Annotated in this window: 14 protein-coding genes and 1 pseudogene; 5 read left to right on the top strand and 10 right to left on the bottom strand. The window is 62.2% G+C overall.

Annotation, left to right across the window (positions count from 1 at the left end):
* Positions 1-87 precede the first annotated feature (87 nt).
* The 9 genes from U9J41_RS17460 to U9J41_RS17420 all read right to left on the bottom strand — a co-directional run bounded on the left by U9J41_RS17460 (position 88) and on the right by U9J41_RS17420 (position 10671).
* On the bottom strand, positions 88-1059 hold the full coding sequence (locus tag U9J41_RS17460) for a bifunctional riboflavin kinase/FAD synthetase (protein ID WP_322403444.1): 972 nt from the start codon (positions 1057-1059) through the stop codon (positions 88-90).
* 203 nt (positions 1060-1262) lie between these two features.
* The gene (locus U9J41_RS17455) at positions 1263-2495 is read right to left on the bottom strand and encodes a tetratricopeptide repeat protein (RefSeq protein WP_322403443.1); all 1233 of its coding nucleotides are present in this window, start codon (positions 2493-2495) and stop codon (positions 1263-1265) included.
* A 70-nt stretch (positions 2496-2565) separates the two neighbouring features.
* Positions 2566-2997 (bottom strand): ExbD/TolR family protein, encoded by a 432-nt coding sequence (locus U9J41_RS17450; RefSeq protein WP_322403442.1) that lies wholly within the window; start codon positions 2995-2997, stop codon positions 2566-2568.
* A gap of 78 nt (positions 2998-3075) precedes the next feature.
* A complete protein-coding gene (locus tag U9J41_RS17445; RefSeq protein ID WP_322403441.1) occupies positions 3076-3504 on the bottom strand; it encodes an ExbD/TolR family protein in 429 nt (142 codons plus the stop codon).
* 3 nt (positions 3505-3507) lie between these two features.
* A complete protein-coding gene (locus tag U9J41_RS17440; RefSeq protein WP_322403440.1) occupies positions 3508-4443 on the bottom strand; it encodes a MotA/TolQ/ExbB proton channel family protein in 936 nt (311 codons plus the stop codon).
* Between the two features lie 84 nt (positions 4444-4527).
* Positions 4528-5184 carry an energy transducer TonB gene (locus U9J41_RS17435; protein ID WP_322403439.1) on the bottom strand — a complete coding sequence of 219 codons (657 nt, stop codon included), beginning with the start codon at positions 5182-5184 and terminating at the stop codon, positions 4528-4530.
* Positions 5185-5754: 570 nt separating this feature from the next.
* Complete coding sequence (locus U9J41_RS17430) at positions 5755-7281, bottom strand: SpoVR family protein (protein ID WP_322403438.1); 1527 nt, start codon at positions 7279-7281, stop codon at positions 5755-5757.
* Between the two features lie 12 nt (positions 7282-7293).
* Positions 7294-8565 (bottom strand): YeaH/YhbH family protein, encoded by a 1272-nt coding sequence (locus U9J41_RS17425; protein WP_322403437.1) that lies wholly within the window; start codon positions 8563-8565, stop codon positions 7294-7296.
* Between the two features lie 183 nt (positions 8566-8748).
* Entirely contained in the window at positions 8749-10671 is a 1923-nt protein-coding gene (locus U9J41_RS17420) for a PrkA family serine protein kinase (RefSeq protein WP_056443711.1), read from the bottom strand.
* Positions 10672-11330: 659 nt separating this feature from the next.
* On the opposite strand from U9J41_RS17420, the gene U9J41_RS17415 reads away from it, so the two are divergent.
* The 5 genes from U9J41_RS17415 to U9J41_RS17395 all read left to right on the top strand — a co-directional run bounded on the left by U9J41_RS17415 (position 11331) and on the right by U9J41_RS17395 (position 17475).
* Positions 11331-12347, top strand: a complete 1017-nt coding sequence (locus U9J41_RS17415; RefSeq protein WP_322403436.1) for an adenosine deaminase — start codon at positions 11331-11333, stop codon at positions 12345-12347.
* A gap of 32 nt (positions 12348-12379) precedes the next feature.
* Positions 12380-14911, top strand: coding sequence for an ABC transporter permease (locus U9J41_RS17410; RefSeq protein WP_322403435.1), 2532 nt, complete (start codon positions 12380-12382; stop codon positions 14909-14911).
* A gap of 155 nt (positions 14912-15066) precedes the next feature.
* Positions 15067-15504 (top strand): group II truncated hemoglobin, encoded by a 438-nt coding sequence (locus U9J41_RS17405; RefSeq protein ID WP_322403434.1) that lies wholly within the window; start codon positions 15067-15069, stop codon positions 15502-15504.
* A gap of 14 nt (positions 15505-15518) precedes the next feature.
* Positions 15519-16844, top strand: coding sequence for a DNA recombination protein RmuC (locus U9J41_RS17400; RefSeq protein WP_322403433.1), 1326 nt, complete (start codon positions 15519-15521; stop codon positions 16842-16844).
* A 91-nt stretch (positions 16845-16935) separates the two neighbouring features.
* The gene (locus tag U9J41_RS17395; RefSeq protein WP_322403432.1) at positions 16936-17475 is read left to right on the top strand and encodes an REP-associated tyrosine transposase; all 540 of its coding nucleotides are present in this window, start codon (positions 16936-16938) and stop codon (positions 17473-17475) included.
* A 169-nt stretch (positions 17476-17644) separates the two neighbouring features.
* On the opposite strand, the pseudogene U9J41_RS17390 reads toward U9J41_RS17395, so the two are convergent.
* A pseudogene (locus U9J41_RS17390) lies at positions 17645-17856 on the bottom strand (IS110 family transposase); the annotation flags it as partial.

Genomic DNA, 17856 nt, shown 5'->3' with positions numbered 1-17856 from the left:
GTGGTTTCTAAAGTGGACTGCTGTTGTTCGTGATGACGGGACGGCGCGTGGCCGTCGGGACGGGCGGTAAGCGTGCCGACGTCCCGGTCAAATTCGGTCGGTGGCCGTGAGGGCGCCGGCGCGTCGGGCGAACCAGGCGCGCGCCTGCCGGGCGTCGCGCTCGATGGCGGCCGTGAGCGTCGGCAGGTCGATGTATTTTTCTTCATCGCGCAGCTTGGTGAGGAATTCCACGCGCACGAGCTTGCCGTAGCACGGCGTGTCCCAGTCGAACACATGGACTTCCAGCAGCATGCGGCCCGCGTCCTCGACGGTCGGACGGACGCCCAGGCTGGCGACGGCGGGCAGCGGCCTGTCGGCCAGGCCGTGCACCTGTACGACGAAGATGCCGGCCAGCGCGGGACGGTGGGCGACGCGCAGGTTCAAGGTGGGAAAGCCCAGCGTGCGGCCCAGTTTCTGGCCATGGATCACGTGGCCGGACATCGAATACGGGTGGCCGAGCAGGGCGCGCGTGGCGTCGAAATCGCCGGCCGCGAGCGCCGCGCGCACGGCCGAGGACGAGATGCGGGTCGAGTCGTGCAGCACGGCCGGAAGGCTGTGCACGTCGAAGCCATAATGCTTGCCGGCCTCGGCCAGCAGGGCGACGTTGCCGGCGCGGCGGGCACCATAGCAGAAGTCGTCGCCGACCATCAGCCATTTCACGTGCAGGCCGTCGACGAGCACGCGCCGCGTGAATTCATCCGGCGACATCGACGCGAAATGCTCGTTGAAGTGTTCGACGATGACGCGGTCGACGCCGGCATTCTCCAGCGATTCGAGCTTGTCGCGCAGGTTGGCGATACGCGCCGGGGCCTTGGACATATCGCCGCTGCGGCCGGCGAAATATTCGCGCGGATGGGGCTCGAACGTCATCACGGCGGCTTCCAGTCCGAGCTTGCGGGCATTCGCGGTCACATGGGCCAACAGTGCCTGGTGTCCGCGGTGGACACCGTCGAAGTTGCCGATCGTGAGTGCGCAAGGCGCGCGTGCCCTGTCGTTGGGAAGTCCGCGAAATACCTTCATTGGATGGTTCGTGCTTCTAGGCGAAATACCAGATTATACGGCAAAGGCCATGTTGCACAGCGCAATGCCTGGGTTGGCAGGGTCGGCGCCCCGTGCCCACGCGTACGGTTTGCATCACACAAGAAAAAAGCGCAGCCGGCATGGAGCGGGCTGCGCTTTGTCCGACTGCCCGCAGGCAGTCGTCATGCAGGGAGCACGGTGGCTCAGCCGGAGATCGGCTTGTTGATCGCCATGATGAAGTAACGGGCCAGGTCCGCGGCGCCGTCGGTACCGCCGATGGCCTTGAACGTGTTGATGGCCTGCTGCTTCTTGCCGGCGACGGCATACGCTTCGCCCAGGTGCAGCTTGACGTCTTCCGGATGCTTCAGGTCGTCGGCTTTGGACGCCTCGATCAGCATCTTCAGGCCCTTGTCGGCCTGGCCCGACTGGACCAGCGCGTAACCCAGCGCAGCCAGGCCGTCGTGGTCGGCGTCCTTGGTCAGCTGCGCTTCGGTGGCGGCCAGGGTCTTGTTCTGGTCGGCCAGGGTCTTCTCGGCCAGGTCCTTCAGGCGCTGGTGACGGGCGGCGTCCGGACCGGTGCCCAGTGCGCCTGCCTTGTAGCCCTTGTCGATGACCTTCAGGGCTTCAGCCGGCGCGCCGGCCTGCAGCACGAGCTGGGCCATTTCCATGAACTCGCTCGGCTTCTTCATCAGGTTGTTGGCCAGCTTCAGACGGTAGACGTCCACGGCCAGGCGGCCCGAGAAACCCGGCTTGTTCTGCACGCGGTTCAGCAGGTCGGTCCAGTACCGGGCATTCGGATAGTTGGCCGCGAGTTTCTCGATGGTGTTGACGTAGCCGGCCTTGTCATTCTTCTTGAGCTGGATGTTGGCCAGCATGCCCAGCTGGTCTTCGCTCAGGCGGCCATTCTTCTCGGCCGCATGCAGTTCACTTTCCAGGGCCTTGATGTTGCCCTGCTTGTAATAGTTCTGCATGAGGTAGGCGCGCAGCTTGGGATCGTCATGTTCCTTGAGCTGGCGTTCGATGGCGGCATTGGCCTTGTTGAGGTCGCCGGCACGCATGTAGATGCCGATCAGGCCTTCCGAGAACTGGGCTTTTTCGGTGGCCGACAGCTTGCCAGAACCGATCAGGTATTCGAAGGACTTGGCGGCCGTATCGTAATCGCCGGCGGCCGACGCGGCGCCGGCGCGGGTGCGTTCGACCAGGTACGTTTCGTTCGCCGACTTGCCGCTGACCTTGTCGAGTTCGCGCAGCTTGGCAAGCGCTTCCTTGTTCTTGCCCGACTTCATCAGATGCTGGGCTTCCACCAGAGGCTTGCCGACTTCCGGGCGGAGGGTTTCAGCTGCGTAGGCGGGCGCCAGGCCGACGACCGGGGCGGCGGCGGTGAATCCGAGTGCGGCCACAACGAGGCCGAGGTGTGCGAGGCGGAATTTGGACATTAGCGAAATTCTTTCATTCAAAATAGACACGGCAGGGAAACCCTGCCGTGTTCATTATAGCCAAAGCGACTTACTGGAACTGTTCGTTACCGACCATGCCGATCTTGGTCACGCCAAGACGCTGGGCCGAAGCCATCACGCCAGCGACAACCTTGTACTCGACCAGCTTGTTCGGACGGAGGTGCACTTCCGGCTGATCGGCCTGGGCGGCCACATTGGCCAGCTTGGCTTCGAGGGTGGCACGATCCGGGACCGGGGTGTTATCCCAGAGGATCGTACCGTCGAAGTCCACGTCGATCGTGATCACTACCGGTTCCTTGGTCGGCGGCGGCGGATTGCCAACCGGCATGTTCAAGTTAACCGAATGGTTTTGCTTTGGAATGGTGATGATCAGCATGACGATCAGCACCAGCATGACGTCGATCATCGGCGTCATGTTCATTTCCATCATCGGTTCCGGATCTGCCGATTTAGCACCGGACGAACCAACGTTCATACCCATGGTGTTTCCTTTCAAATCTTGGGGACCAGCGTGACAGCGGCGAACCACTGTCACGCTGGCGGGTTGTGTCCTGAAGGATCAGCCCTTATCAGGCGGTTCGGTGATGAAACCGACCTTCTGAATCCCCGCACGCTGGGCCGTGTAGAGCACCTTGCCGATGGCTTCGTAGCGGGTTTCTTGGTCGCCACGAATTTTCACTTCCGGCTGCGGCAATTTCACCGATTCCTTGGCCAGGAAGTCGAACAGTTCGTCGGTGTTTGCCAGGTGCTTCTGGTTCCAGTATATCTCGCCATCTTTGTTGACCGAGATATTCACGTCTTCCGGCGTGGTTTTGACAACCTGGTTGGTCTCGATCGGCAGGTTAATCTTCTGCAGCTTGAGGACAACCGGGCTGGTGATCAGAAAGATGATCAGGAGAACCAACATCACGTCCACGAGGGGCGTGGTGTTGATTTCTGACATCACTGCATCTTCGTCTCCGCTATCGGAGCCAACACTCATGCTCATGGTTTAGCCAACCTTTTTAGCGGCAGCGCCGGCGGCACGTGCAGCTTCCGAAGTGTGCATTGCGCCCGAGATCAGGACCGAGTGCACGTCAGCGCCGAACGAGCGGACATCTTCCATTGCGGCCTTGTTACGACGGACCAGCCAGTTGTAGCCCAGAACGGCCGGAACTGCCACGAACAGACCGAAGGCGGTCATGATCAGTGCTTCACCCACCGGACCTGCAACCTTGTCGATCGACGCGTTACCGGTCATACCGATGTTGGTCAGTGCGTTGTAGATGCCCCAGACGGTACCGAACAGACCGATGAACGGTGCGGTCGAGCCGACGGTTGCCAGGAACGACAGGCCGTCCGTCAGGCGCGACTGGACTTTGTCCACGGCGCGCTGGATCTGCATCGTCACCCAGCTCGACAGGTCGATCTGTTCGAGCAGGGCGCCGTCGTGGTGCTGGGTTGCCTTGGTGCCGGTTTCAGCGATGAAGCGGAACGGCGAGCCGTCGGTCAGTTGTGCCGAGCCAGCGGCGATCGACGGTGCTTTCCAGAACTTCTGGTTGGTTTCCTTCGACTGCCTGAAGATCTTCATCTGGTCCAGCAGCTTGGTGATGATGATGTACCAGGAACCCATCGACATGATGGACAGGATGATCAGGGTGCTGCGCGAGACGACGCCGCCTTCTGCCCACATGGCCGCCGGGCCGAACGGGTTCGAGATTTCTTCTTTCTTGGCTTCGCCGCCAGCTGCCGGAGCCGGAGCCGCTGCCGGAGCGGCAGCGTCGGCTGCCGGTGCTGCTGCGTCAGCCGCCGGTGCCGCTGCCGGGGCGCTCGCTGCTGCCGAAGCCGGAGCGTCGGCGAAGGCCGGGGCGGACACCAGTGCCGATGCCGCAGTGACCGAGAACAGGAGAGCCGCTACGGTAGCGGACAAACGGGTATTCTTAAACATGCTTCCTCCAAAAATTTAAAATGAACAGTTCGCTGAACTTAATGACAACGAAAATCATGCGTTGAGACGATACGCTGCCTCTGGTTATTCCAGCGTCCAGACGTACTGTACCGGCTGCCAGGACTCGATGGCCTGGCCGTTCTCAGTCGCCGGTTTAAACCGGCACTTGCCCAGTGCCACCTGAGCAGCCTTATCCAGGTCGCGGAAGCCGCTGGACTTCGTGACCTTGGAATCCTTCACGCCGCCATCCGAACCAATCAGGAACGAGATCGTCGACACACCCGTTTCTTCGTTACGCAGCGACGATTTCGGATATTCCGGCTTCGAACACGTATTGAAGTCCGCGACTGCCGGGGTCCGGGCCGGACCGGCCGGCTTGGCCACCGGGGCCGGAGGTGCCGGTGGCGCCTTGATGATTTCCGTCGTCGCCGGCTTCGCCTGCGTCGTGTTAGCGATCACATTTTGCTGCGGCGGCGGGGTTTGCACTTGCACTTCCACCGGCGGGATGAACGGTGGCGGCGGTGCCTTCATTTCCGGCGGCGGCGGCGGGGGCGGCGTCTCCGGAGGAGGCGGCGGCTTTACGTCTTCAACGATCTTGGTCTCCACTGCCTCGGCCATTTTGCTGACCATCCGTTTGCCGAGACCGGTCACGATCCCGTAAGCAACGATCAGGTGCAAGACGATGACAATGGCGATACCAGTCAAATTCTTCCCGGGGTTCTTCTCATGCGAAAAATTCATCCTGCTTTCTCCAATACCAACCTTTTTTTGTTGCTACTAAACCCACAAAACACGACAAAAAGCTAAGAGCCGCATCCGGGACATCGGCGAATTATACCTACGAATTCTTTTTTGCACATACATTTTTATACCCTCAAACAGAGGCTGTTTGTCTGTGAAAACAGGCAAGGAAAGTGATCAATAAAGAACCGGCGCAGGTTGGCCGATGGGGGTCGAAGTTAGTTGTTTTGCAATGTTATGTGTGTCCCTTTCATGATGTGTGGAAAATAAGGCGATCGATGCCATGCTGCCGAACTTTCCATGTCTGTTTTGCATTTGAGAAAATATAATAAGCAAGCATCATGGCGTTTCTGCTAACTATATCGAAATTTCAAGCGCGCGTGCGTACTGTTGAAACGGTTTTCCCCCTGGATCAGAGGGCTCGGCCATAACAAGATCTTATGTGGATACAGGCGATTGATATGGCTCACTAACCACGTCCGAGGTTAGTTGAACTACATCACAAGGGGAGAATGGTGTCAACAGGATGGAAGAAAAAAATGCCCGCGCCGAGTAGCGCGGGCCGGGATGTCAGTAACGTGCGCGCTTCTCGCGACGACACTCCAGGCTGCTGACGACGCGCCCGGATGGGTCAACGGTCTCGAGGCGTACATCGAAGCCCCACAGACGTGCAACGTGCTTCAGGACCTCATGCGCCTGCTGGTTCAGGGGGCGGCGCTGGAACTGGGCGTGACGCAGCGTCAGCGCCCGGTCGTCCCGCGTATTGACCTGCCAGACCTGGATGTTCGGCTCGCGGTTACCGATATTATATTGATCGGCCAGTTGCTGGCGGACGTAACGGTATCCGGCTTCGTCGTGGATGGCCGAAATCGTCAGCTTGTCGCTGCGGTCGTCGTCGAGCACGGCGAAGAAGTGGAATTCCCGGATCAGCTTGGGCGACAGGTACTGGGCGATGAAGCTCTCATCCTTGAAATTGCGCATGGCAAAATCGAGCGTTTTGAGCCAGTCGCTGCCCGCGATGTCGGGGAACCAGGCGCGGTCCTCGTCCGTCGGGTCTTCGCAGATCCGCTTGATGTCCGTCATCATCGCGAAACCGAGCGCATACGGATTAATGCCATTGTAATAGGGGCTCGTGGCCGGCGGCTGGTAGACGACGTTCGTATGGCTCTGCAGGAATTCCAGCATGAAGCCGTCGCCGACGATCCCTTCCTTATAGAGCTCCTGCAGGATCGTATAGTGCCAGAAGGTCGCCCAGCCTTCGTTCATGACCTGGGTCTGGCGCTGCGGATAGAAATATTGCGAGATCTTGCGCGTGATCCGTACGAGTTCGCGCTGCCATGGTTCGAGCAGGGGAGCGTACTTCTCTATAAAGTACAGCAGGTTTTCCTCGGGCTCGAGCGGGAAGCGCGGCGGCGGCTGGTCGCGGATCTGTTCCTCGCGCCGCGGCAGGGTGCGCCACAGCTCGTTGACCTGCGACTGCATGTACTCCTCGCGTTCCTTCTGGCGCGCCGCTTCCTGCGCCACCGACAACTTGGCCGGCCGCTTGTAGCGGTCGACGCCGTAGTTCTGGATCGCATGGCAGGAATCGAGCAACTCTTCGACGGCGTCGATGCCGTGGCGCTGTTCGCACTCGGCAATATAGTTCTTCGCAAAGACCATATAGTCGACGATGGCGTCGGCATCGGTCCAGGTCCGGAACAGGTAATTGCCCTTGAAGAAGGAATTATGGCCGTAGGCCGCGTGGGCAATCACGAGGGCCTGCATCGTCAGGCTGTTTTCCTCCATCAGATAGGCGATGCAGGGATTCGAGTTGATGACGATTTCATAGGCGAGGCCCATCTGGCCCCGCTTATAGCTCTTTTCCGTCGTCAGGAAATGCTTGCCGAACGACCAGTGATTGTACGAGACGGGCATGCCGACGGACGTGTACGCGTCCATCATTTGCTCGGCCGTGATGATTTCGAGCTGATTGGGGTAGGTGTCCAGGCCGAACTTCCTGGCCACCCGGCGGATTTCCTCGTGCGCCTGTTCGATCAGGTCGAACGTCCACTCGGACTGCTCGGGCAGGGCGCGCGGGTTGTTGGGATCTCTTGGCATGAGCGGGCCTCGCTACTTTGGCTGCTTCTTGAACAATTCTCGGAACACCGGATAGATGTCGGCCGGCGTCACGATCTTCTGCATGGCGAAGTTCTGGTGCGAGGCCGCCACCTCGGCGTACTGCTCCCACAGGTTCTGGGGTGGGCCGTCGGTGATCTCGACATACGTGTAATACTGGACCATGGGCATGATCGCGTTGGACAGAATCTGCTTGCACAGCACGGAATCGTTGTCCCAGTTGTCGCCGTCCGAGGCTTGTGCGACATAGCTGTTCCAGTCGCCGCTGCTGTAGCGCTCGCTGATGACCTTGTTCAGCAGGTGCAGTGCGGACGACACGACGGTGCCGCCCGACTCGCGCGAGTGGAAGAACTCGTTTTCGTCGACCTCGGCCGCCGCCGTGTGGTGGCGGATGAAGACGACGTCGATCCGTTCGTAGACCCGCTTGAGGAACAGGTACAGCAGGATGAAGAAACGCTTGGCGGTGTCCTTGCGGCTTTCATCCATCGAGCCCGACACGTCCATGATGCAGAACATGACGGCCGCCGTCGACGGCTTCGGGATCTTGATCCGGTTGCTGTAGCGCAGGTCGATCGGATCGATGAACGGAATCGCCAGCAGGCGCGTATGCAGGTGGTGGATCTTTTGCTTGAGCTCGATCACCTGCGGGTCATCGTCTTCCACACCCTGTTCTTGCAGTTCGCGCAACTGGTGTTCGAGGGCCGTCAGTTGTTTACGGGAGGGACCGCCCACCGCGATGCGCCGGCCGAGCGCGCCGCGCAGGGAGCGCAGCACGTGGATGTTCGATGGCGTGCCGGAAATGTTGTAGCCGGCGCGCTGGTTCTTGTATTCGACGACCTGGGTCAGCTGCGTCTTCACCATATTCGGCAGCTCAAGGTCTTCGAAGAAATAGTTCATGAATTCTTCGCGGCTGAGCTCGAAGATGAAATCGTCCTCGGTCGTCTGCTCGCTGTTCCCGGCCTTGCCGCGTCCGGCGCCGCCGCCACCGCTGCGGGGACGGTTGATCGTGTCGCCTTTCTGGTATTCCGTATTGCCGGGGTTGACGGTCTCCCAGACACCGCCATGGGCATGTCCGAAATGCGGTTCGCTCACGTCCTTGACGGGAATCGAAACCTTTTCGCCATTTTCGACGTCGGTGATCGAGCGACCCTTGATCGCCCGGCCCACCGCATCCTTGATTTGCGCCTTATAGCGACGCAAGAATCGTTCGCGGTTGACCGCAGACTTGTTCTTGCTTTGCAAGCGTCGGTCGATGAGGTAAGTCAAAACAGGCCTCCTGCTGAAAGTCGCGGCGGGCCGGATTCCTTCCCGGTCCCTGTATATTAACGCGCCGCGTCGTAACGTGGTTGGCATCGCGGATTTCGGCGGCCGGCCCGTGCCGGCCTGCCGCCGCTCCTGCCGGCGGGCGCTCCGGCGCCCGCCCCACGCTCCTGGTTTTGCGATGGCCTTTTACGAGGACTTCCTGACACGCAGATACCATTCGCACAGCAAACGGACCTGCTTGGGCGTATAGCCTTTCTCGACCATACGGGCAACGAAGTCGGCGTGCTTGGTGGCATCTTCGGCACTGGCCTTCGCGTTGAACGAAATTACCGGCAGCAATTCCTCGGTATTCGAGAACATCTTCTTCTCGATCACCGAACGGAACTTCTCATAGCTGGTCCACGCAGGATTCTTGCCGCCGTTCGTCGCCCGGGCGCGCAGCGCGAAGTTGACGATTTCGTTGCGGAAATCCTTCGGGTTCGAGATGCCGGCCGGCTTCTCGATCTTCTCGAGCTCGGCGTTCAGCGTCTCGCGGTCGAAGCTCTCGCCCGTGTCCGGATCGCGGAATTCCTGGTCCTGGATCCAGAAGTCGGCAAACGTGACATAGCGGTCGAAGATGTTCTGGCCGTACTCGGAATAGCTTTCCAGGTAGGCCGTCTGGATCTCCTTGCCGATGAAGTCGACGTAGCGGTTCGCCAGGTGTTCCTTGATGTACGACATGTAGCGTTGCTCGGTCTCGCCCGGGAACTGCTCGCGCTCGATCTGCTGCTCCAGCACGTACAGCAGGTGCACGGGGTTCGCCGCCACTTCGGTGTTGTCGAAGTTGAAGACCTTGGACAGGATCTTGAAGGCGAAGCGGGTCGACAGGCCGTTCATGCCTTCGTCCACGCCGGCATAGTCGACGTATTCGTGCAGCGACTTGGCCTTCGGATCGGTGTCCTTGAGGTTTTCGCCGTCGTACACGAGCATCTTCGAATAGACGCTCGAGTTTTCCGGGTCCTTCAGGCGCGACAGGATCGCGAACTGGGCCATCATGCGCAAGGTGCCGGGGGCGCATGGCGCCTTGTCGAGCGAGGAATTGCGCAGCAGCTTGTCGTAGATCTTGACCTCGTCCGACACCCGCAGGCAGTAAGGCACCTTGACGATATAGATACGGTCGAGGAATGCCTCGTTGTTGCGGTTGTTGCGGAAGGTCTTCCACTCCGATTCGTTCGAGTGCGCCAGGATGATGCCTTCGAACGGGATCGCGCCGAAGCCCTCGGTACCCTTGTAGTTGCCTTCCTGCGTGGCCGTCAGCAGCGGGTGCAGCACCTTGATGGGCGCCTTGAACATCTCGACGAATTCCATCAGGCCCTGGTTCGCCAGGCACAGGCCGCCGGAATAGCTGTAGGCGTCCGGGTCGTCCTGCGCGTAGTCCTCGAGCTTGCGGATGTCGACCTTGCCGACCAGCGAAGAGATGTCCTGGTTGTTCTCATCGCCCGGTTCCGTCTTCGAGATCGCGATCTGCTTGAGGATCGACGGATAGCGTTTGACGACGCGGAACTTGTTGATGTCGCCGCCGTACTCGTGCAGGCGCTTGACGGCCCACGGGCTCGGGATCGCGCGCAGGAACCGGCGCGGGATGCCGTAGTCTTCTTCAAGGATGGCGCCGTCCTCTTCTTCGTTGAACAGGCCGAGCGGCGATTCGTTCACCGGCGAGCCCTTCAGCGCGAAGAACGGCACTTGCTCCATCAGGTGCTTGAGTTTTTCCGCGATGGACGATTTACCGCCGCCGACCGGCCCGAGCAGATAAAGAATCTGCTTGCGCTCTTCCAGGCCCTGGGCCGCGTGGCGGAAATAGGAAACGACCTGTTCGATCACTTCCTCCATGCCGTAGAACTCGCGGAAAGCGGGATAAACCTTGATGACCTTGTTGGCGAAGATGCGCGACAGGCGCGGGTCGAGGCGGGTGTCGACCAGGGTGGGTTCGCCGATTGCGGCCAGCATGCGCTCGGGAGCGCTGGCGTAAGTCAGGGGATCTTTTTTGCAAAGCTGAAGGTACTCAGACAGGGAGTATTCCTCTTCCCGGGTACGCTCGTAGCGGGCTGCGTAGTTATCAAAAATGGTCATGTGAATGTCCTCTAATGTGCTAACACTGAATCACTGTCCGGCAACCGATGAAGGTGGTCGCCCAAGCCCCGTTCCGGCAGATGGGACCTTGAAAAACCCGACGGTTTTTCGAGGTCCCCAAGCGTTCTTGTTGGGGTCGCCGTCTGAATTTTGGAGGTCAGAAGATCTGACACAAAACGAAGGGCGATGTTCTTTTTTTCATCCGGTTTCACCGGGACCTCGTGGAGCCCGCTGGGCGTGGATCCGCGCTGGTGGCGAGGTCCCTCGCCGGATTGTTAGCGCCCGCTGAGAGCGTCTTCTTACGCTTATGAAATTTATTATCTGCCTATTAGTTCTCGAAGTCAAAACAGTGTCGCGCACTTGTGCGTGGCCTTCCTAAGTCGTTGAAACGAATGAGGAAATAACCAATTTAAATAGGATTGCGAACCAGGTCTTTACACCAATTTGGTAATGTCGACATGATTTCCAAACGGGACTTTTGATCCCGGTGGCGACAATCGTGTTTATTAATTGGTAAGTAAATAGTGCACTATCTTGCTAAGCAGTGGCGCACGCGTATGGCGCAGCGATATAGCCCGAATCCTCCAGTGAAATGAGAGCCTCGCAACCATGCGCTACACTGCTCCCGAATCCATTCCCATCGATCCATCGGAGAATCCATGCTGAACGAACAGCTGCGCCACATGTTGCAGGCGATGCCGAAAGCAGAATTGCACATCCACATCGAAGGCTCGCTCGAGCCCGAGCTGATTTTTGAGCTGGCGCAAAGGAATGGCGTGTCGCTCCCGTATGCGTCCGTTGAAATGTTGCGACAAGCGTACGCTTTCACCGATCTACAGTCTTTCCTGGATATTTATTACGCTGGCGCAAGTGTTCTGTTGAAAGAGCAGGACTTCTACGACATGACGATGGCGTACCTGCGCCGCGCCGCCGCCGACAACGTCCGCCACGCCGAAATCTTCTTCGACCCGCAGACCCATACGGCGCGCGGGGTACCGTTCAAGACCGTCATCGATGGCATCTGGCGCGCCTGCCAGGACGGGCCCATCAGCGCCACGCTGATCATGTGTTTCCTGCGCCACCTTTCCGAAGAAGAAGCCATTGCCACGCTGGAAGAAGCGCTGCCGTTCCGCGACAAGCTCATCGGCGTGGGCCTCGATTCGTCCGAGGTCGGCCATCCGCCCGAAAAGTTCGCGCGCGTGTTCGAGCGCGCCCGCAACCTCGGCCTGCACCTCGTCGCGCACGCCGGCGAGGAAGGGCCGCCGGCCTATATCGAAAGCGCGCTGGACGTGCTGAACGTCGAGCGCATCGACCACGGCGTGCGCTGCCTCGAGGACCCGGCCCTGGTCGAGCGCCTGGTGCGCGAACAGGTGGCACTGACCGTGTGTCCGCTGTCGAACCTGAAGCTGCGCGTGTTCGACGTGATGGCCGACAGCAACCTGCGCCGCCTGCTCGACGCGGGCCTCGTCGCCACCGTGAATTCGGACGACCCGGCCTATTTCGGCGGCTACGTCAACCAGAACTACCTGGCCGCGTTCGACGCGCTGCCGCTCGACGCCGGCCACGCACGCCGGCTGGCCAGGAACAGTTTCAGCGCGGCCTTCCTCGAGCCCGAGCGCAAGCGCGCCTGCCTCGCCGAAGTCGACGCGTTCTTCGACGCGGCGCAGGCCGCATAATTTTCAGCTTTCACGCACGAGGACGGACGACGATGCTGATGCAATCCCTGCGCATGACCGCGCGCGACTGGCGCGCCGGCGAGTTGCGCTTCCTGCTGGTGGCGCTCGTCGTCGCGGTGGCGGCGCTGGCGGCGGTCGGCTTCTTCGTCGACCGCATGCGCGCGGGCCTGAACCGCGACGCCCGCCAGCTGCTCGGCGCCGACCTGCTCGTGAACGCCGACCAGCCGCTGCGCCGGGACTGGCGTGACGAGGCGACCCGGCGCGGCCTGCTGCTGGCCGACACGGTGACGTTTCCCAGCATGGCGCAGGCGGGACAGGGCGACGCGTCGCAGGCGCTGCTCGCCTCCGTGAAGGCCGTGTCGCCGGACTATCCGCTGCGCGGCGCCATGCGCGTCACGACGAGTCCGACCGATGCCCGCGAAGCCCTCGGCGACATCACGCACGACACGCCCGCCCCTGGCATGGTATGGGTCGACGTCAACCTGCTGCCGCCGCTGCGGGTGAAGGTCGGCTCGACGATCCAGCTGGGCGACAAGACGTTTACAATTGCGCGCCTCATCGCATCGGAGCCCGACCGCGGCGCGTCGTTCGCCAACTTCGCGCCGCGCGTGATGCTGGCGCTCGCCGACCTCAAGGCGACGGGCCTCGTCGACGCCTACGCGCGCGTCACCTACCGCATGCAGGTGGCGGCGAAGTCGCCGAACGACCGGGCCGCGGTCGCGGATTACGAGCGCTGGCTGCGCGCCCGGATCGCGGAGGCCAACGTGCGCGGCGTGCGCATCGAGACGCTGGAAAACGGCCGGCCCGAGATGCGCTCGACGATCGACCGCGCCGAGCGTTTCCTGTCGCTCGTCGGCCTGCTGTCGGCGATGCTGGCCGCGGTGGCCGTCGCGATGGCCGCGCGCCGCTTCATGCAGCGCCACCTGGACGCCTGCGCCATGCTGCGCTGCCTCGGCATGACGCAGAACGAGGTCGGGCTGCTGTTCCTCGTCGAATTCGCCATCGTCGGCCTCGCGGGCAGCGTGCTCGGGGTGCTCGTCGGTTTCGGCGCCCACTTCGTGCTGCTCGAGATGGTCAAGAACCTCATTCCGGCCGAGCTGCCGCCGGTGTCGCTGCTGCCCGCGCTGCAGGGCGTCGCCACCGGCATGCTGCTGCTCGTGGGCTTCGCGCTGCCGCCCGTGCTCCAGCTGCGCAACGTGCCGCACAACCGCGTGATCCGGCGCGAACAGGCGGCGCCGAAGCCGCTCGCGCTGGCCACGTACGGCCTCGGCACGGCCGTCTTCGTCGGCCTGCTGCTGTGGCAGGCCGGCGACCTGCAGCTCGCGCTGCTCACTGCCGGCGGCTTCGTCGGCGCGTTCGGCCTGTTCGCGCTCGTCGGCTGGCTCGCGCTGCGCGGCCTGCGCCATCTGCGCGGCATGTTCCGCCACCAGGCCTGGCGCTTCGCGATCACGTCGCTGCAGCGGCGGCCCGGCGCGACGGTCGTGCAGATCGTCGCGCTGTCGCTCGGCCTGATGGCGCTGCTCGTGCTGACCGTCGTGCGCGGCGACCTGATGTCCGCGTGGCGCATGGCCACGCCGCCCGATGCGCCGAACCGCTTCATCATCAATATCCAGCCCGACCAGCGCGACGGCGTCGCGCGCACGATCCATGCGGCCGGGGTGCGCGACGTGACCTTGTACCCGATGATCCGCGGCCGCCTCGTCGCCGTGAACGGCGACGCCGTCACTGCCGGCACGTACACGGAGGAGCGCGCGAAGAGCCTCGCGGAGCGCGAGTTCAACCTCTCGAGCACGCGCGACCTGCCGCCGTCGAACGAAATCGCGGCGGGCCGCTGGTACCGCGACGCGCCGGGCGTGGCCGAAGCGTCCGTCGAGCAGGGCCTCGCGCGCACGCTGCGCCTGAAGCTGGGCGACACGATGCGCTTCGACATGGGCGGCCAGATCGTCGAGGCCAGGATCACGAGCCTGCGCAAGCTGGAATGGGGATCGATGCGCGCCAACTTCTTCGTCATCATCAACCCGGCCGCGATGGAGAACGCGCCGACGACGTACATGACGGCGTTCCACCTGCCGGCGCGCGGCATCGGCCTGGCCAACGCGCTGACGCGCGCGTGGCCGAATCTCACGGTCATCGACGTCAGCGGCATCATCCGCCAGTTGCAGGAGGTGCTCGACCAGGTCGTCGTCGCGGTGGAATTCCTGTTCCTGTTCACGCTCGCATCGGGTGTGCTCGTGCTGTACGCCGCGCTGATGGGATCGCAGGGCGAGCGTACGCGCGAAGCGGGCCTGCTGCGCGCGCTGGGTGCGACGCGCGGCCAGCTGGCGCAGGCGCAGCGCATCGAGTTCGTGCTGGTCGGCAGCCTGTCCGGCCTGCTGGCGGCGTCGGGCGCGGCGGCACTGGGCTGGGCGCTGGCCAGGTACCAGTTCAAGCTTCCGTGGACGTTCGATCCGCAGGTGTGGGTGGCGGGGCTGGTCGTGGGGATCGTGTGTGCGCTGGCGGGCGGCTGGTTCGGCCTGCGCAATGTGTTGCGGCAGCCGCCGCTACAAACCCTTCGTGAAGCGTGACGTCCTCCGTGGGCACGGGGTGCCCAACCTACGATGACCGGATCGCAGTAGGGTGGGCACCCTGTGCCCACCATCATCGCAAGACGTGTTGCATATCGCTGACCCGCGGCAAACCGCCTTCCCACGTGTTGCTTCCGCTGCGCTATCATGGATGGATGTCACAACCCCACGCACCCCAAGATTCCCAGGACGCGCAGGAGCAGCAGGAAGAGACCCGCACCCTGTACGAAGTCATCGGCGGCGAAACCCGCCTGCGCGAACTGGTCGACCGTTTCTACGACCTCATGCAACTGGAGCCGGATTTCGCCGGCATCCACGCGATGCACCCCGTCCCCAACGACAGTTCGCGCGACAAGCTGTTCATGTTCCTGTCCGGCTGGATGGGCGGGCCGAACCTCTTCATCGAGCGCTACGGCCATCCGATGCTGCGCGCGCGCCACCTGCCGTTCGCGATCGGCACGTCCGAGCGCGACCAGTGGCTGCGCTGCATGGCGATGGCGCTGGAAGATCTCGGCTACGACTACGAGCTGCGCCTCAAGTTGATGCAATCGTTCTACCAGACGGCCGACTGGATGCGAAATCGAGCACACTGAGCGCGCGCACTGACATGTCGACCCTCGAATTCATCATGCTCGCGTTGGCGCTGCTGGCCGTGCTCGGCCTGCAGGTCGTCCTCTTGAGCCGTGCGCGGCGCGGCGGCGACGAACGCCACGCCTTCGAACGCCTGGAGCGCGAGCTGCGCCAGGAATTGCAGACCAGCGCCCAGGCGACGCGCCAGGAACTGGCCGCGCATCTCGCGCAGAACCAGGCCGCCACCGTGCAGCAGCTGGACGGCATGCGCCAGCAGATCCAGTTGAATTCGCAGGGCGGCCGCGAAGAACAGGCGCGCGCGCTGAAGCGTTTTTCCGACACGCTGAACGGCGCGCTGGCGAACCTGACGGAGTCGAACGCACAGCGCATGCTGGAGGTGCGCGCGACGCTCGAGGCCAAGATCCGCGACCTGCAGAACGACAACGCGCAGCGCCTCGAAGAGATGCGCCAGACCGTCGACGAAAAGCTGCACGCGACGCTCGAGACACGCCTGACGGAATCGTTCCGCCAGGTGTCCGACCGCCTGGAAAAAGTGCACCAAGGCCTGGGCGAGATGCAGCAGCTGGCCGTGGGCGTGGGCGACCTGAAACGCGTGCTCGTCAACGTGAAAACGCGCGGCACGTGGGGCGAAGTACAGCTGGAGATGCTGCTCGAGCAGGTGCTGACCGTCGACCAGTACGCCAAGAACGTCGAGACGGTGCGGGGCTCGAACGCGCGCGTGGAATTCGCGATCAAGCTGCCGGGCTCAATCGACGGCGGCCCGCCGCTGTGGCTGCCCATCGACGCCAAGTTCCCGAAAGAGCAGTACGAACGCCTGCTGGAAGCGGCCGAGCAGGGCGATGCCGACGGCGTCGCGCGCTCAGGCGCGGAGCTGGAACGCGCCGTGCGCGGCGAGGCGAAGACCATCTGCGACAAATACCTCGCACCGCCGGCGACGACGGATTTCGCCATCCTGTTCCTGCCCACCGAGGGCCTGTACGCGGAAGTGATGCGCCGACCGGGCCTCGCCGACGACCTGCAGCGCACCTTGCGCGTGACGATCGCGGGGCCGTCGACGTTGGCGGCGCTGCTCAACAGCCTGCAGATGGGTTTCCGCACGCTGGCGCTGGAAAAGCGCTCGTCCGAAGTGTGGCAGGTGCTGGGTGCCGTGAAGACGGAGTTCGGCAAGTTCGGCGACGTGCTGGCGCAGACCAAGTTGACGCTGGAGCGCGCCGCCAAGAACATCGAGAATGCCGAGGTGCGCAGCCGCCAGATGGCGCGCAAGCTCAAGTCGGTGGAGGCGTTGCCGACCGAGGCGGCGCAGTTGATGTTGGGTGGATCTTCACCGGATTCGGACGATTGACCGTTACCGTTGGGTGGGCACCCCGTGCCCACGCGTACGCTTGACCGGCCTCCTGCCCGGTTGATGACCGCCGGCGTACGATCGCCGGATCATGACCTATTATCGTCGTGCCCGGACGGGCAATACATTCTTCTTCACACTCGTTTCCTTCCACCGGCGCCCCATCCTGTGTGATCCGGCGATCCGGCTGTCGTTACGGCGTGCGATCGATGATGTGCGAAAAACGCGTCCGTTCTCGATCGACGCCTGGGTATCGATGCCTGATCATCTGCACTGTATCTGGACTCTGCCCGATGGCGACTCCGATTTTTCCACGCGCTGGTCGCTGATCAAACGTTCCGTCTCGCGTTTTTCGCCGGATGCCGCGCTTAATCCAAATCTGCGCGGTGCGTCCGCACGCAAGCATCGCGAATCGACGATCTGGCAACGACGGTTTTGGGAACATCTGATCCGTGACGACGTCGATTTCGAGCGGCATCTCGACTACATCCATTACAACCCGGTGCGGCATCGATACGTGACGCGTGCGGTCGATTGGCCGTATTCCACGATCCATCGGTATGTGCGCGAGGGCGTCTATCCGGCCGATTGGGAAGGTGGAGCGGATCCAGAGTGGGGCGATTTTGAATAGCGAACGTCGGCACGACGCAAACGTCACGCGTGGGCACGGGGTGCCCACCCTACGAGGCGAAGCGAACGTTAAAGTATGTGCGTGACGGGCGCATCCGGTTGATCGGGCAGGGGTAAATCCGGAGCGGGGCGATTTTGAATAATGTAGATACCGTCTTGCGCGTCAAGCCTCACATGGCGTAATTCGGGTCATATGGCCTGCCTGAGTGCACAACACCAAAGCACAGGTGGGCCAGCTTGCGCATGCAGGCACCGATCACGGCCATCTTGGACTTGCCTTTAGCGAGCAAGCGCTCGCTGAAGGATTTGATGTGAGGATTGAAGCGCCGGGCCACGACGGCTGGCATGTAAAGCAGCTTGCGCAGGTGCGATGGGCCAGCCT

The sequence above is a fragment of the Massilia luteola genome (assembly GCF_034420155.1).
Lineage (GTDB): Bacteria > Pseudomonadota > Gammaproteobacteria > Burkholderiales > Burkholderiaceae_D > Telluria > Telluria luteola.
Note: the sequence above shows the minus strand (reverse complement) of the source record. Positions and strands in the feature narration are given on the sequence as shown.